The organism is Brevibacterium sp. GP-SGM9 (assembly GCF_047300845.1).
Lineage (GTDB): Bacteria > Actinomycetota > Actinomycetes > Actinomycetales > Brevibacteriaceae > Brevibacterium.
This window is the reverse complement of sequence record NZ_CP178563.1, coordinates 1,577,389-1,593,449: the sequence shown is the minus strand read 5'-3', so window position 1 is coordinate 1,593,449 and position 16,061 is coordinate 1,577,389. Positions and strand designations below refer to the sequence as shown.

The window sequence follows — 16,061 nt, the reverse complement described above, 5'->3', positions numbered from 1 at the left end:
GCGCGGACAGCCTCCTCCGTGGTGAAAGGGTGATGCAGATGCAGCAGCTCAGCGATGACGAGATCACAGCGATCAGGGACGAATCGGCTCGCGCCTACGACCTCGATCGGGCCCACGTCTTCCACTCGTGGTCGGCGCAGCGCCTCATCGATCCGATGACCATCTCCCGGGCCTCGGGCTCGACCGTCGTCGACGGTCAGGGACAGTCGTTCCTCGACTTCTCCTCCCAGCTGGTCAACACGAACATCGGGCACCAGCATCCGGCCGTCGTCCAGGCGATCAAGGACCAGGCCGACCTTCTGTGCACGATCAGCCCCGCCCACGTCAACGCCGCCCGCTCCGAGGCGGCCCGGCTGATCACCGAACGCACTCCGGCCGGACTCGACCACGTCTTCTTCACCAACGGCGGTGCCGACGCGAACGAACACGCGATCCGGATGGCCCGACTGCACACCGGCAAACGCAAGGTCCTCTCCCGCTACCGCTCGTATCACGGCGGCACCGAGACGGCGATCAACGTCACCGGCGACCCGCGCCGCTGGTCGAACGACAACGGCGACTCCGGAGTCGTCCACTTCTTCGGCCCCTTCCTCTACCGGTCGGAGTTCTCTGCGACTACCGGGGCGGAGGAGACCGAGCGGGCCCTGCGCCACCTCGAACGGACCATCGAACTCGAAGGACCCTCGACGATCGCCGCGATCGTCCTCGAGTCGATCCCCGGCACCGCCGGAATCATGATCCCCAGCGCCGACTACATGCAGGGAGTGCGACAGCTGTGCGACAAGCACGGCATCGTCTACATCGCCGACGAGGTGATGGCCGGGTTCGGCCGGTCCGGGAAATGGTTCGCCTTCGAACACTTCGACATCGTGCCCGACATCATCACCTTCGCCAAGGGCGTGAACTCCGGGTATGTGCCCCTGGGCGGGGTGATCATGAACGAGGCGATCTATGACTCCTTCGGCGAACGCGCCTACCCCGGCGGACTGACTTACTCCGGGCACCCGCTGGCCTGCGCGGCGGCGGTGGCGACGCTGACCGCGATGGATTCCGAAGGCATGATCGACCACGCCGCGCGCATCGGCGAGGACATCATCGGGCCCCGGCTGCGTCAGATCGCTGAGAACTCCAAGCACGTCGGCGAGGTCCGCGGAGTCGGTGCGTTCTGGGCGATCGAACTCGTCTGGGACAAGGAGACGCGGGAGCCGCTGGCACCCTACGGCGGCGGCTCACCCGAGGTCGCCTCGGTGCTCGGGGCGCTCAAGGAGCACGGCGTCATCCCGTTCAACAACTACCACCGACTCCATGTGGTCCCGCCGATCAACATCAGCGACGAGGACCTCGAGCGCGGCCTCGGCGTCTTCGAGAAGGTCCTCACCGACCTTGACTTCTCCCGCTGACCACCCCGAATCTCCTCCCAAAACTACCTGACGGGGTCCCAGACACCTCGCGCCACGTTGCTGGGACCCCGTCAGGTAGTTGTCAGCGGGCGTCGTGGGTGAACTCGCCGCCGAGGACGGTCGCCCGCAACGGGATCTGCGCGATCTCGGTCGGGGCCACCTCGGCGGGATGAGCGTCGAGGGCGACGAAGTCGGCGAGCTTGCCGCGACTCAGCGTCCCCTTGTCCGCTCCCTGCCCGGAGCCGATCGCCGCGACCTTCGTGTACGCGGCGATCGCCTCGTCCGGTGACAGGCATTCGGCGGCCGAGCCCATCACGTCGCCCTCGCGCGTCGCCCGGGTGACGAAGGCTTCGATGCCGCGCAGCACATTCCCATCGGCGCAGGGCCGATCCGAGCTGCCGGCGAGGATCACCCCGGCGTCGATGAAGGACTTCGCGCGGTAGATCAGCTGCCGCCGGTCGGGGCCCACCGACCGGTTCATCCCGTCGCCGATGCCTTCGGCGAAGGCCGCCTGCGGGGTGACGACGATGCCGTTCTCGGCCAGTGTGCGCAGATGTTCCTCGTGGACGAGTCCGGCGTGTTCGATCCGGTTGGGCACCGCACGCCTGCCATAGCGGTTCTGCGCGTCGACGATATTGGCCACGGCCGCGTCCACTGCCGCGTCGCCGATCGCATGGACGGCCAGCGACCACCCGGAGGCGTAGGTGTCGAGGATCTGCCGGCGCAGCTCCGCGGCGTCGGCCTGCAGATACCCGGGGTGATCCTTGCCCGCGTAGTTCTCACGCAGCGCCGCGGTCTCCCCGCTCATCGCCCCGTCCATGAAGAATTTGACCGGGCCGATCGAGAGGAGCTCATCGCCGAGGCCGGTGCGCAGTCCCGCATCGAGGCCGATGCCGAAGCCGTCGGCGGAGTTCGCCGCGATCGCATGGAGGCCGTCGGCCTGCGGCAGCAGCTGGGCGCGGGCCCGCAGCTTCCCCTGCTCGCGGGCAGCGAGGTAGGCGGAGATCTCGATGGGGGAGTGGCCGATCCAGCCGTAGGCGATGCCGCATTCGCCGAAGGAGGTGATCCCCTCTTTCGCATAGTGTGCGGTCGCGAGGTCGAGGGCGTCGACGATCGTGTCGATCGAGTACGGCCGGATGAGGTTCTGCACGAGTTCTTGAGCGGTCTCCTCGAGCAGTCCGGTCGGATGCCCGGCGGCATCGCGGACGACCTTGCCGCCGACGGGTTCGGTGAAGTCCGGTGCGAGGATCCCGGCCCGCCGCATCGCTTCGGTGTTGACGATCGCGGCATGCCCCGAGGTCTGGCGCATGAACAGCGGCCGATCCCCGGTGATCTCGTCGAGCCGGGCCAGATCCGGGTACTGCCCGTCGTAGTCTCGGTGGGCGTAGCCGGTGGCGTTGATCCATTCGCCGGCCGGTGTCGTGGCCGCGGCGGTCTCGAGGGCCGCGTAGACCTCGTCCAGCCCGCCGGGCAGGGCGGTGACGTCGATCGAGGCGAGGGTGAGTCCGAACCAGGCGGTGTGGCAGTGGACGTCGTTGAAGCCCGGCAGAACGGTGGCACCGCCGAGGGATTCGACGCGGTCGGCATCGATGCCCTCGAGCTCCTCGTCGAAGCCGATGATCCGCCCGCCGAAGACCCCGATCTTCGTCGCCCGCGGCCGTGCGGGATCGAGGGTGCGGGCGTCGAGGTCGGTGAAGATCGCGTCGATTCTCATGAGCTCACTCTTTCATGCTCAGGCTCAGGCCCGGGCACCGCGGATCGCGGGATCGGTGATGCAGTGGACGAGGGCCGGTCCCTCGTGGGCGAGTACCGCGGCGAAGGCCTCCCTGAACTCCGAGGTGGACTCGACCCTGATGCCGAGCCCGCCGAAGGCCTGAGCCATGCCCGCGAAATCGGGATTGACCAGCGTCGTGCCCGTCGCCCGGCCCGGGTATTCGCGGTCCTGGTGGCCGCGGATCGTGCCGTAGACGGAGTTGTCGTTGACGACGACGGTGAGGTCGATCCCGTATTGGGCGGCGGTGGCGAGCTCCTGACCGTTCATGAGGAAGTCCCCGTCCCCGGCGATGCAGAACACGGCCCGTTCCGGATGGACGAGACCCGCGGCGACGGCGGCCGGCAGCCCGAAGCCCATCGATCCGTTCCGCGGTCCCAGAGCCGAGGGGAATCCGTGGGCGGGCAGGAACCGTGTCGCCCAGCCGGAGAAGTTCCCCGCCCCGTAGGTGATGATCGCGTTGTCCGGAAGGAGCTCGCGGACGTGGACGAAGGCCTCGTCCATGTCGACGAACTCCGGCGCCGAGGTGGTTGTGCCCACCCGTGGTTCACGCCAGTCCTCGAACTCGGCCCGGGCGCGACGGATCCATTCGGGCAGCGGCACGGCCGCCTCGGTGGGGGTCAGGGAGGAGTCCTCGGCGGCGGGTTCGTCGATCGACCCGTCCGAGGACACCGAGTAGGCGCGGGACCCGTCTTCGGTGAACAGCGATTGGGCGAAGCGACCCACCGAGGTGACGATGTGCTGGTCGAGGGGGCCGAAGTGACCGTGGGCATCGGCATCGGGGCCGATGACGACGGTCTTCTGCTCGGTGCCGATGGTGAAGCCGGCGGTGGACACATCGGTGCGGACACAGCCGAGGAAGATGTGCAGGTCAGCCTCGGCGAAGGTCCTCTTCGCCACCTCGGAGGCCCCGTAGCCGAGGATGCCGAGGAAATTGGGGCCGGCATGGTCGATGCCGTCATAGGCGCGGAAGGTGCCGATCACGCCGAGGCCGCGGTCGCGGGACCATTGGGCGATGCGCTTCGAGGTGCTCGGTGACCAGTCCTCGCCGCCGATGACGAGCACGGGACGGTCGGCCTGAAGGATCCGGGCGCGCAGCTCGGTGAGGTCCCCGCTGTACGGAGCAGGGGAGCCGAGGGTGCGCGGCGGAAGGGTCCGGGCGGTGGTCTCCCGGACGAGGACCTCCTCGGGGAGACCGACGATGACGGGACCCGGCCGCCCGGCTACGGCGGTGTGCATGGCGTCGGCGACCACCTCGGCGGCCTTGTCGGGGTCATCGAGGGTGAGGACCTTCTTCGCGGTCGTGGAGAACCAGCCGGACAGGTCGAACTCCTGGAAGGCCTCCCGACCGCGCTGCGCGGTGGGGATGAGACCGACGAACACGACCATCGGCGTCGCGTCCTGGAAGGCGGTGTGCACGGCGACCATGACGTTCGAGGCCCCGGGGCCGCGGGTGACCATGGCGATGCCGGGCACCCCGGTCATCCGGCCCTCGGCCACGGCCATGTAGCCGGCTCCGCCCTCCTGGCGGCAGACGATCGCACGGATGGACGAGTCGTGGAGGCTGTCGAGAACATCGAGATAGGACTCGCCCGGGACCAGGTATGCGCGTTGGACTCCGTGCGCCTCGAGCTCACGGACGAGAAGATGACCGGCGGATTTCGGCTCTGAATTGCCCATGCTTCATGCTTATCATTCTTTCGTCTCATATGGGCACACCGTTGACCATTCGGTCGCGGGAGGTCGTATGATCTGTGCACAACGGAATCCGCAGGGGGACGCCGTCCCAGCGAGAAGATTGACAGCCAGGAGGCTTACGCATGACCGGCATCGACTCCGACGACCATCCGGCACCGACTTCGTTCGGGCCGGATCGATCCGCCGCCGGAGCAGCGCCTCGAACGCACGCCGGCTCCGGGTTCCTGTCCCGACCGCGGAAGGCCAAGCTCGAACGCGATCCGGGAATGCCGGCAAGCACCTGGCGGCTGCGCTCCGATGCCTGGGAGTACCTCAAGTTCGCGATCAAACGCCTGGCGATGAGCGGTGGGGACTTCTCGATGATCGCCGAGGACGGGGAGGTCTGGCGCTCGCTGCGGTCGCTGAAGACCATCGAACTCTACTGGGGCGGATTCGGTCAGCGCTACGTTGAGGAGATCGCCGAACTGCTCTCCGACGGGGAGTTCGACAGGGCCCACGACATGATCACCCGAGCCGTCAACCGACTGCGTGGGACGACCGTGCCCGACGTCATGGACGAAGACCTCACCGAGGAGGAACGCGCCGAGCACAAGGACCGGCAGGACCCGCGTCCTCGCTTCGAAGTCCTCATCGTCGACGAGACCACCGAAGGCGGCCGCGATGAGCTGCACACCGACCTGCTCAAGCTGCGCAACGCCTCCGACCAGTTCATCTACGACTACGTCATCGTCCCGACCGCCGACGATGCGGTGGTCGCGGCCCTGACGAACCCGAACCTGCTCGCCTGCGTCATCCGTCCCGGCTTCACCGACCGGACCCGGGAGGTGCTCAGCCGGGACCTGCGCAATGCGGTGGCGCTCGCCCACGAGGGCACGGCCACCTCGCCGACGACGCCGATGAGTCCGCTCAACTCGGTTCGCCGGGTGCTGCGCCTGGCCGACACGCTGGCCGGTCTGCGCCCGGAGCTCGACCTCTACCTTATGGCCGGCGCCCATATCGAGAACCTGGCCGGTGCCCTGACCCACCGATTCCGTCGCGTCTTCCGCCGCGAGGACCAGTTCGAACTCCACCTGTCCCTGCTGCGCCGCGTCCAGCACCTCTACGACACGCCGTTCTTCACCGCGATCCGCGAACACGCCCGCCGTCCCGCCGGTGTCTTCCACGCCCTGCCCGTCTCCCGCGGCGGATCGGTCGTCGGCTCGAAGTGGATCAGCGACTTCGTCGACTTCTACGGCCTCAACCTGCTGCTCGCGGAGACCTCGGCGACCTCGGGTGAGTTGGATTCGCTGCTCGCCCCGGTGGGCACGATCAAGAAGGCGCAGTCCTTGGCGGCCCGTGCCTTCGGCGCCAAGCGGACCTACTTCGTCACGAACGGCACCTCGACGGCCAACAAGATCGTCCACCAGGCCGTGGTCTCACCCGACGAGGTCGTCATGGTCGACCGCAACTGCCACAAATCGCATCACCATGCGCTCATGCTCACCGGTGCCAGGACCGCGTACCTCGAGGCCTACCCGCTCAACGACGTCGCCTTCTACGGGGCCGTGCCGCTCGATAGGATCAAGCAGCTCCTGCTCGACTACCGTGCCGCCGGCCGCCTCGACGAGGTGCGGATGATCACCCTGACCAACTGCACCTTCGACGGCATCGTCTACGACCCGTACACGGTGATGGCCGAATGCCTCGCGATCAAACCGGATCTCGTGTTCCTGTGGGACGAGGCCTGGTTCGCCTTCGCCCGCTTCCACCCGGTCACCCGCAAGCGCACCGCGATGGTCGCGGCCGAACGCCTTGAAGAGGTCATCGGCACCAGCGCGCACGCCACCGCCTATCGTGAGCAGCAGCGCAGGCTCTTCGACCCCGAGACCGGGCAGCCGGCACCGGACGAGGTGTGGCTGAACGAATCGCTGCTGCCGCCGCCGGACGCCAGGATCCGGGTGTACGCGACCCAGTCGACGCACAAGACCCTGACCTCGCTGCGGCAGGGGTCGATGGTCCACGTCTACGATCAGGACTTCGCCCATGGGGCCGAGGAATCCTTCCACGAGGCGTACATGACGCACACCTCGACGTCCCCGAACTATCAGATCCTCGCTTCCTTGGATCTGGGCCGCCGGCAGGTCGAGATGGAGGGCTTCGCCCTCGTGCAGAAGCAGCTCGACCTGGCGATGAGCCTCGCCTCGGCGGTGGCCCGGCACCCCCTGCTGAAGAAGACCTTCCGCGTGCTCACCGCCGCCGATCTCATTCCCTCGGAGTACCGGGAGACCGAGCGGACGATGCCGCTGCGTGACGGTCTGGCGACCTTCTGGAAGGCCTGGGCGACCGACGAGTTCGTCGTCGATCCCAGTCGCATCACCGTCGAGATCAGCGGCACCGGGGTCGATGGGGACACGTTCAAGCACGAGCACCTGATGGACCGCTACGGCATCCAGGTGAATAAGACGAGCCGCAATACGGTGCTGTTCATGACGAACATCGGCACCTCGCGGTCGGCGGTGGCCTACCTCATCGAGGTCCTCGTCAAGCTGGCGCAGAAGTTCACCGATCCGCACGAACTCGACACTCCGGACGCCCGGAACGAACCGGCCGCGGTGATGCCGCCGCTGCCGGACTTCAGCGCCTTCGCCCCGGAATATGCCGCCGAGGTTCCGGCAGAGGATCCCTCGAAGCAGCTGCCCGATGGTGACCTGCGCACCGCCTACTATGCGGGTCTGCGCCGGTGGAACATCGAACACGTCCTGCCCCATGAGCTGCGCCGTCGGGTCGAGGCGGGGGAGCGGCCGGTCTCGGCCGGCTTCGTCACCCCGTATCCCCCCGGGTTCCCGGTGCTCGTGCCCGGCCAGGTCATCACCGCCGAGGTGCTCGACTTCATGTCCGCGCTCGACACCCGGGAGATCCACGGCTACGAGGCGAGGCTCGGGTACCGGGTGATCCTGCCGCAGGATGTGATCGAAGCCAAAGCCGCCGAGGCGGAGAAGAGCTGAGCGAGCATGCGCAGCAACCGTCTTCTGCAGACCGTCGAAGCCCACACCGAAGGCCTGCCCGTGCGGGTCGTTACCGGGGGAGCAGGAGTCTTCCCCGGGACGACCATGGCCGAGCGACGCGAGTGGTTCATCGAGAACTCCGATGACCTGCGCACCCTGCTGATGTGCGAACCGCGCGGGCACGGATGGCTGTCCGGGGCGATCCTGCAGCCGCCGACCCGCGACGATGCCGACTGGGGTGTACTGTTCATCGAGGTCACCGGGGTGCTGCCGATGTGCGGTGCCGGCACCATCGCCGTGGCCACGGTGCTCGTGGAGACCGAGATGGTCCCGGTCATGGAGCCCGTGACGACGGTGCGCCTCGATGCTCCGATCGGACTCATCACCGCCGAGGTGGCCGTTGCCGATGGCAAGGCCGAGGCGGTGACCATCGTCAACGTCGCTTCCTATGCCCATGCCCTCGACCAGACCGTCGAGGTGCCCGGGTTCGGGGCCGTGGCGTGCGACATCGCCTTCGGTGGGAACTTCTATGCGTTCGTCTCGGCCGAGGAGGTCGGCATTTCCTTCGAGCGGAACCGCTCCGAGGAGTTCATCGCCGCTGGGCGAGAGATCATGGCCGCGGTCAATGAGCAGATCGAACCCGTGCATCCGGACTCCGGGTTCCGCGGCTGTGAGCACGTGGTGTTCCTCGCCCCGGACTCGGGTGCCTCCGACGCTCGCCATGTGCTCATCAACCATCCCGGTTGGCTCGACCGCTCGCCCGGAGGCACCGGCACCAGCGCCCTCATGGCCGTCCGCCACGCCCGTGGCCAGCTGGGGCTGAACACGGACTTCGTCAACGAGTCCTTCATCGGCACCTCGTTCACCGGTCGACTCGTCGAGGAGACCACCGTCGGAGAGCATACGGCGGTGATTCCTACGATCACCGGTCGCTCCTGGCTGACGGCCACTTCGCAGTTCATGCTCGACCCGTCGGATCCGTTCCCCGCGGGGTTCACGCTCTGAGGCGCGGCTGAGTGTCGAAAGCAGACCGGAGCGCCGAAAGCCGACTTCCTGAAACCAACTCTCGACGCTCCACCCTGCGCTCGACGAATAGTCGGGCTCAGCCCCGCGGGATACGTGCCAACAGCGTGGGGAAGCGGGTGACGAAACGTCTCTGCCAGGGGGTTTCGACGGCCTTCGGGTCATAGCCTTCGCGGACGAACTCGACCGCTTCCTCGGCCGCAACTCCGTCGATGATCGCAATGCAGGCGAGTGCGGTTCCGGTCCTGCCACGACCGCCGCCGCAGGCGACGCACACCCGCGATGATTCGGCGCGTGTCCACAGGTCGAGCATGGCCGCGGCCGCATCGTGACGGTCGCTCGGCAGCAGGAAGTCGGGCCATTTCACCCATCGGGACTCCTCAGCGGAATCCGCGCCTTCGGCCACGTCGGTGAATTGCCGGCGGGATCCGAGGAGGACCAGCTCAAACTCCGCCGCAGCATCTGCGGCAGTCGACCCACGCAGAGAACGCCCTCGAACAAGCCGCCCAGAGAGCAGTTCGAGGACGTTCGCTGCTGTGGCGTCCCAAGTGCTCATGTGATGAGCCTAAGTGAAACGTCCCCGCGGGGACGTCCCGTGCACGCGAGCCCCTACCCCAGCTGGCCGGGGTTGAGCACGCGGGAGAGGAAGTCCTTCGTCCGCTGCTCCTGCGGGTTGCCGATGACCTCTTTGGCCGGACCGGCCTCGACGACGACTCCGCCGTCCATGAACAGTACGCGGTCGGCGACCTGACGGGCGAACTCCATCTCATGGGTGACGACGACCATCGTCATTCCGGCCTCGGCGAGGTTGCGCATGACTTGGAGGACGTCGCCGACGGTCTCGGGGTCGAGCGCCGAGGTGGGCTCGTCGAAGAGCATGACATCGGGATCCATGCTCAGTGCGCGGGCAATGGCCACTCGCTGCTGCTGGCCTCCGGAGAGTGAGCCGGGCTTGGCCTCGATCTTCTCCGACAGGCCGACCTTGGCGAGATTCGCCTCGGCGACCTTGTTCGCTTCGGCCTTCGAGCGTTTGAGGACTTTGGTCTGGGCGACCGTGAGGTTCTCGCGCACGGTGAGGTGGCCGAAGAGGTTGAAGGACTGGAAGACCATGCCGATGCGGGTACGGGCGGCATCGATGTCGAGATCGAGGTCCGTCATGTCCATGCCGTCGACGACGATGGAGCCGCCGGTCGGGGTCTCGAGGGTGTTGATGCACCGCAGCATTGTCGACTTGCCGGACCCCGAGGGCCCGATGACGCAGACGACTTCACCCTTGTCGACGTCGAGATTGATGTCGGTGAGGACTTTGTTCGAACCGAAGCTCTTCTTGAGTTTCTTGATTGAAATGATCGGAGTCGCGGTGCCCCGCGCCGATGCTCTGGTTCTGGTGGTCATCACTTCACTCCTGGCTCGGCGGAACCGTATTTGCGTTCAAGGACTCGGGACAGATATGACAACGGGATCGTGATGATCAGGTAGCAGACCGCGATGACGATGAACGGTGTGAGGTTCGCTGAGTTGACGATCTCGGCCCTGCCGAGCGCTGCGAGTTCACGTCCGTCGACCGAGGACCCGAGGATATAGGCCAGAGAGGAGTCTTTCGTCAGCAGAATGAGCTCATTGGTCAGCGGCGGCAGGATGATGCGCATCGCCTGCGGCAACACGATCGTGAACATTGCGCGAGAGGAGGACATGCCCAGTGATCGAGCCGCCTCGACCTGTCCCTTGGGCACGGCCTGGATGCCGGCACGGATCGTCTCGGCCATATATGCCGAGGAGACAAGTGCCAATGCGACCATGATGATGACCAGCTGCGGCAGATTGAATCCGGGGAATGCGACCGGGAGACCGAAACCCATGACGAGGAAGACGACCAGGGCAGGCAACCCGCGGAAGAACTCGATGTAACCGAACGAGATCCATCGGTAGATGCCGACCGAGGACAGGCGCATGAGCGCGAGCACGATCGCGATGAGAAGGCCGAGAATAAAGCCGAGGGCTGTGAACACCACAGTGTTCTTCAGTGCCTTGGTGATGACATCGGGAAACATATTGACGGCGATATCTACGCGACCGAAAGTGTCCAAAAGTGTAGGCCAGTCGGCGACCGCGATGATGATCACTACGACGATGAGCAGGATGGCGTACTGAATCCCGCGAGAGATCTTCGCCTTCTTGCGCTTGCTCATCTTGGCTTTGGGCGTCTCGTTGGCGACGGGTACTGCAGGGCCGGTCGGGCCGCGGCCTCCCGCCGTGGGTGAAGTCGACATGGGTATAGTCCTTCAACAGTGTCGGCAGATCGTGATCCGCCTGCGTTCAGATGGGGCTGTGGGCGCGAACACGCCCAGGGAAACGGGCGGCCGGCCCCGGCTCATAAGCCGGGGCCGGCCGCCCGATCACTGATCATTCTTTCGGGGGCTCCTGGTTGAACCATTCCTTGTAGATCTTGGCGTACTCGCCGTTGTCCTTGAGCTCCTTGAGGGTCTCGTCGACGGCCTTCTTCATCTCGGCATTGTCTTGCTTCATGCCGATGCCATAGTGCTCACCGGTGTCGATGTCGAAGCCAACAGCGAATCCGTCATTGTTCGCGGCGTAGTCGTAGAGAACTCCATTGTCATTGATAACTGCGTCGGCCTGCCCGTTCTTCAAAGCCTCGAGTGAGAGTGGCAGGTCTTCGTAGGTGATGACTTCGGCATCCTTGAAGTTCTCCGTCGCGTAGTCGAGACCGGTCGTGCCAGCCTGTGCGCCGACCTTGAAGTCCTTGAGCGCGTCGGCGTCCTTCGCGGTCTTGTCATCCTTGGTCAGGACGGCCTGGTTGGCGGCGAAGTACGGCTCGGAGAATCCGATGGCTTCTTCGCGTTCCGGGGTGATCGTCATGGCAGCTGCGGCGACATCGCATTGGTCCTGATTGAATGCGGCGCCGGTCGTGATCGTCTCGAACGGCGTATTGACGATCTCCTGCTCGACGCCGAGCTTCTTCGCCACGGCATCGACGATGTCGACGTCGAAGCCGACCACTTCACCGTCCTTCTCGAACTGGAACGGCTGGTAGGACAGGTGGGTGCAGGTCGTCAGCTTGCCCTCTTTGACGAGGGGGACACCGCCCTCGGCCGTCGCTGCGGGTTCGGAATCGCCGCCACCGCCGCAGGCGGACAGGGCGAGCATGGCGCCGACGGCCACAGTGGCCAGGGTCAAGCGTCGTTTCATGGTTCCTCCAGGAGTATCGGTGGCGTCGCTGCCACGTATCAAATGTCGCTCGGCCGGAAAGCCTGAGCAACGTCTGAATGGAATCGTACCGTGTCCTGAGTCACACCTGTAACCGACATCACCTCGCCGAGGTGGTCGTTGCCGAATCGTAGTGTTGAGTGCCGTGGCGGCAGAGACGCAAAGAGGCGGCCGCCGTCCCGGAGGACGACGGCCGCCTGGCCGATCACGACTGCGGAGCAGTCAGGCAAGGGGTGTCAGCTCAGCTGATCCTCCATGTCGAGATCCCGAGTGTCCTTGGCCAGCCAGAGGGCTACGAAGGTGAGGATCGCGGCGGCGACGATGTAGAGGCCGCACCAGAAGATCGTTCCTCCCTCGGTCTGCCACAGGGCGACCATCGCGAAGGGCGCAGGCCCGGCGCCGATGACGCTGGACATGTTGTAGGACACGGCCGAGCCGGTGTAGCGGACATTGGCCGGGAACAGCTCCGGCAGGTACGCGGCCATCGGACCGAAGGTCAGTCCCATCAGGATGAACCCGACGATGAGACCGGTGACCACACCGGCGGTGCCGGCATTGAACAGGGTGTTGACGACGAGCCCATAGGCGGCGATGAGCACCGTGACGCCCAGCAGTATCTTCCGCCGGCCCAGCCTCTCGGCCAGCGGACCGGAGACGACGGTGAAGATGCCGAAGAAGACGACGCCGATGATGAGATAGGTGAGGAACTCGCTCTTCTCATAGCCGAGCCCCGCGACGAACCCGGCGGGATCGAAGTCCTTGCCTGCCGCCTCGGCGACGGACTTGGCCTGATCGGTCGTGGCCGGGGAGGTGCCGTAGGTCAGCGTGAACGCGGTCATGAAGTAGAAGATCACGTAGGTCGCGAGCATGATGAACGTGCCCAGCACGAGCGGCTTCCAGCTCGTCGCGAACACGCGGCCGATGGGGGCCTTGGAGATCTGCTGCTTCTGGGCCACCAGCTGGAAGGCCGGGGTCTCCATGAGCGAAAGGCGGACGTAGAGTCCGACGGCGACGAGCAGCGCCGAGAGCAGGAACGGGATGCGCCAGCCCCAGGCGAGGAACGCCTCGGGGGAGGTCCAGGAGTTCAGGCCGATGAAGAGCAGGTTGGCGATGATGAAGCCCACGGGAGCGCCCAGTTGCGGGAACGTGCCCCAGATCGCGCGTTTGCCCTTCGGCGCGTTCTCGGTGGCGAGCAGCGCTGCCCCCGACCATTCGCCGCCGAGGCCCACGCCCTGGCAGAAACGGAGGAGGACGAGCATGGCCGGGGCGAGGACTGCCCAACCCGGCGCCGAGGCGGTCGGTAGCAAGCCGATGAGGAAGGTGCCGATGCCCATGATGAGCAGGGAGGCGATGAGGGTCTTCTTCCGGCCCACACGGTCACCGAAGTGACCGAAGATGATCGACCCGAGGGGACGGGCGACGAAGGCGACGCCGAAGATCGCGAACGAGCTCAGCAGCTGAGTCGTCGAGGTCTGATTGGGGAAGAAGAGGGCCGGGAAGACCAGCGACGAGGCGGTCGCGTAGGCGTAGAAGTCGAAGAATTCGATCGTCGTGCCGACCATCGACGCGGTGAGGACCTTGCCGCGGGTGTTGTTCTTCCGAGTGGCGGCGATGGCGTCGGAATCAGCTCCGGGTGCTGCCCCGGGACCGTTGTGCTGGGTTTCGGTGGACATGGTGGTGTGTGCTCCGCTGTTGAAGTGAATACGAAGGCACGGGCTCGGTGGTGCTCGTGTCGGTGTCAATGAGTTCGCCCGGTGCATTTGGGCACCGAGCGAACTGCAACGAGAAGACACTACGCTTGTCTCAGCATTCGCACGAATCGGATCTCAGGCTATGAGATCGGTTGAATATCCGAGTGTTTCAGAGCACATGAGGCAGCGGCCTCGATGTATTTTCCCGAGGCTCCTCTACTTCGTACTCACACCGGTGATGGTCACGGTTTCCTTGGGAGCTCCGTCTCCTGCACCGGTGTCGGTGCCTTTGGCCGCGATGTCGGCGACGGTCTTCGTGCCGTCCTCGTCGAGCTGGCCGAACACCGTGTAGTCCGGGGGCAGCGAGCTGTCGTCGTAGACGACGAAGAACTGGGAACCGTTGGTATCCGGTCCGGCGTTGGCCATCGCCAAGGTGCCTGCCGGATACTTCTCGGAGCCGTCGACCTCATCGGCGAAGGAGTAGCCGGGGCCTCCGCTGCCCGTGCCCGACGGGTCGCCGCACTGGAGGACGAAGATGCCCTCGGTGGTCAGGCGGTGGCAGTCGGTGTCATCAAAGTACGTCTGTTCGGCCAGGGAGAGGAAGCTGTTGACGGTGCAGGGTGCGCCATCGGCATCGAGGGTGACGGCCAGGTCGCCGACGTTCGTCGACACGGTGGCCGCAACCTCGCCGGAGGATTCCGGGTTCTCCGGTGGGGCCGTGACCTCTTTGGCCGCGCCCTCGGAATCAGCGGGGTAGGCGCAGGCGGCCGAGCCGGCATCGTCGGTCGACACCGAGTCCGCCGAATCATCGTCGGACTCGCCGGACCCGCACGCGCTCAGCGCGAGGAGGGCGAAGATCGCCACCGCGGCAAGAACGGCGAAGGCCGGGAGTCGGCGGCGGGTCAGGTCGTGGGAGCGCAGCCGCGCGAAGAGATCCATGCCCCCATCCTAGCCAGCTCGGTCGACAGCCAGCTCAGTCGACGACGGTGCGGTTCGCGTGCTCGGCGGAACCGCCTCGGCGCAGGGCGATCGCAATGAGGATGACGATGAGTCCGGCCAGGCACAGGCCCACGCCCACCCAGGCCGGGGCCCGGTAGCCGAGTCCGGCGGTGATGACGATACCGCCGAGCCACGCTCCGAGGGCGTTGGCGAGGTTGAAGGCGGCATGGTTCATCGCCGCCGACAGGCTCGGCGCATCCGTGGATTCGCGGAGCAGTCGCATCTGCAGGGCCGTGGTGATCATCGATCCGGCGATGCCGATGAGGAAGAGGGCGATGATCGCGATCGCCGCGATGTGGGTGAACGCGCCGAAGGTCGCGAGCACGAGGGCGGAGAGGATCATGCCGCCGATCCCCGAGCGCTCGATGGACTTGTCGACCAGCGGACCGGCGATCAGCGAACCGGCGGTCATGCCGAGGCCGTAGACCGCGAGCACCCAGGGGATGGCCGTCTCGGGGACGCCGGCGAGGTCGGTCATCGTCGGGGTGACGTAGGTGTAGACGGCGAACATGCCGCCGAAGCCGACCGATCCGGCCAGCAGGGTGAGGATGATCTGCGGGCGGGCGAGTGCCTTGAGCTCGCCGCGGGCCGAGGGTGCCTGGCCGAGCTTCACCCGGGGCACGGCGATGGCGACCATGATGACGGTGAGGATGCCCAGGGCCGCGACCAGGGCGTAGGCGCTGCGCCAGCCGAGCATGTTGCCCAAGGCCGCGGCGAAGGGAACTCCGAAGATGTTCGCGATCGTCAGGCCGAGCATGACCCTCGACATGGCCCGGCCGCGGCGATTGGCCGGAACCAGGGAGGAGGCGACGATCGCCCCGATGCCCAGGTAGGCGCCGTGGGGCAGGCCGGAGACGAAGCGGGCGATGTTGAACAGGGTGGCGTCGGGGGCGAGCATCGAGGCGAAGTTGCCGAGCGCGAAGAGACCCATGAGGCACAGCAGCAGGATCTTGCGATCCATGTGCGCGGCGATCGTGGTGATCAGCGGGGCGCCGATGACGACGCCGATCGCGTAGAAAGAGACCGCATGCCCGGCCTGCGGCACCGTGATGCCCAGCTCCCGGGCGATGTGCGGGAGCAGACCCATCGTCGCGAATTCGGTGACGCCGATCGCGAATGCACCGATGGCCAGGGCGAAGACAGCGAATTTGTAGACTCGACGTGGCACTGGAGCGTCGCTCATGAGGGTCCTTCGCTGGGATGGGTTGGTCAGGGAGATCGGCGGCACGGCAGCTCTCGCTCGGCGCACCGCAACCGCACCAGCCTATTG

12 protein-coding genes are annotated in these 16,061 nt (G+C 66.2%); 3 read left to right on the top strand and 9 right to left on the bottom strand.

Going from position 1 to position 16,061, the window contains the following annotated elements; genetic code table 11:
* Positions 1 to 38: 38 nt before the first annotated feature.
* Positions 39 to 1,400, top strand: a complete 1,362-nt coding sequence (locus ACH82I_RS07320; RefSeq protein ID WP_413336744.1) for an aspartate aminotransferase family protein — start codon at positions 39 to 41, stop codon at positions 1,398 to 1,400.
* A gap of 82 nt (positions 1,401 to 1,482) precedes the next feature.
* On the opposite strand, the gene ACH82I_RS07315 is transcribed toward ACH82I_RS07320, so the two are convergent.
* Both ACH82I_RS07315 and ACH82I_RS07310 read right to left on the bottom strand, forming a co-directional pair.
* Positions 1,483 to 3,114 carry an amidohydrolase gene (locus tag ACH82I_RS07315; RefSeq protein WP_413336492.1) on the bottom strand — a complete coding sequence of 544 codons (1,632 nt, stop codon included), beginning with the start codon at positions 3,112 to 3,114 and terminating at the stop codon, positions 1,483 to 1,485.
* Positions 3,115 to 3,138: 24 nt separating this feature from the next.
* Positions 3,139 to 4,851: a thiamine pyrophosphate-dependent enzyme gene (locus ACH82I_RS07310; RefSeq protein ID WP_413336491.1), complete on the bottom strand. Its 1,713-nt coding sequence runs from the start codon at positions 4,849 to 4,851 to the stop codon at positions 3,139 to 3,141.
* 140 nt (positions 4,852 to 4,991) lie between these two features.
* Here ACH82I_RS07310 and ACH82I_RS07305 point away from each other — a divergent pair, with 140 nt between their 5' ends.
* Both ACH82I_RS07305 and ACH82I_RS07300 read left to right on the top strand, forming a co-directional pair.
* Complete coding sequence (locus ACH82I_RS07305) at positions 4,992 to 7,853, top strand: aminotransferase class I/II-fold pyridoxal phosphate-dependent enzyme (RefSeq protein WP_413336490.1); 2,862 nt, start codon at positions 4,992 to 4,994, stop codon at positions 7,851 to 7,853.
* A gap of 6 nt (positions 7,854 to 7,859) precedes the next feature.
* On the top strand, positions 7,860 to 8,858 hold the full coding sequence (locus ACH82I_RS07300; RefSeq protein WP_413336489.1) for a proline racemase family protein: 999 nt from the start codon (positions 7,860 to 7,862) through the stop codon (positions 8,856 to 8,858).
* 97 nt (positions 8,859 to 8,955) lie between these two features.
* On the opposite strand, the gene ACH82I_RS07295 is transcribed toward ACH82I_RS07300, so the two are convergent.
* The 7 genes from ACH82I_RS07295 to ACH82I_RS07265 all read right to left on the bottom strand — a co-directional run bounded on the left by ACH82I_RS07295 (position 8,956) and on the right by ACH82I_RS07265 (position 15,974).
* Complete coding sequence (locus ACH82I_RS07295) at positions 8,956 to 9,432, bottom strand: protein-tyrosine phosphatase family protein (RefSeq protein WP_413336488.1); 477 nt, start codon at positions 9,430 to 9,432, stop codon at positions 8,956 to 8,958.
* A 53-nt stretch (positions 9,433 to 9,485) separates the two neighbouring features.
* A complete protein-coding gene (locus tag ACH82I_RS07290; RefSeq protein ID WP_413336487.1) occupies positions 9,486 to 10,271 on the bottom strand; it encodes an amino acid ABC transporter ATP-binding protein in 786 nt (261 codons plus the stop codon).
* Positions 10,271 to 11,065, bottom strand: coding sequence for an amino acid ABC transporter permease (locus ACH82I_RS07285; RefSeq protein WP_413336743.1), 795 nt, complete (start codon positions 11,063 to 11,065; stop codon positions 10,271 to 10,273). Before ACH82I_RS07285 ends, ACH82I_RS07290 begins: the two co-directional genes overlap by 1 nt.
* A gap of 214 nt (positions 11,066 to 11,279) precedes the next feature.
* Complete coding sequence (locus ACH82I_RS07280) at positions 11,280 to 12,083, bottom strand: transporter substrate-binding domain-containing protein (protein ID WP_413336486.1); 804 nt, start codon at positions 12,081 to 12,083, stop codon at positions 11,280 to 11,282.
* Between the two features lie 254 nt (positions 12,084 to 12,337).
* Entirely contained in the window at positions 12,338 to 13,774 is a 1,437-nt protein-coding gene (locus ACH82I_RS07275; RefSeq protein ID WP_413336485.1) for an MFS transporter, read from the bottom strand.
* A gap of 234 nt (positions 13,775 to 14,008) precedes the next feature.
* Positions 14,009 to 14,731 (bottom strand): peptidylprolyl isomerase, encoded by a 723-nt coding sequence (locus ACH82I_RS07270; protein WP_413336484.1) that lies wholly within the window; start codon positions 14,729 to 14,731, stop codon positions 14,009 to 14,011.
* A gap of 34 nt (positions 14,732 to 14,765) precedes the next feature.
* Positions 14,766 to 15,974, bottom strand: coding sequence for an MFS transporter (locus ACH82I_RS07265; RefSeq protein WP_413336483.1), 1,209 nt, complete (start codon positions 15,972 to 15,974; stop codon positions 14,766 to 14,768).
* Between the last annotated feature and the right edge of the window lie 87 nt (positions 15,975 to 16,061).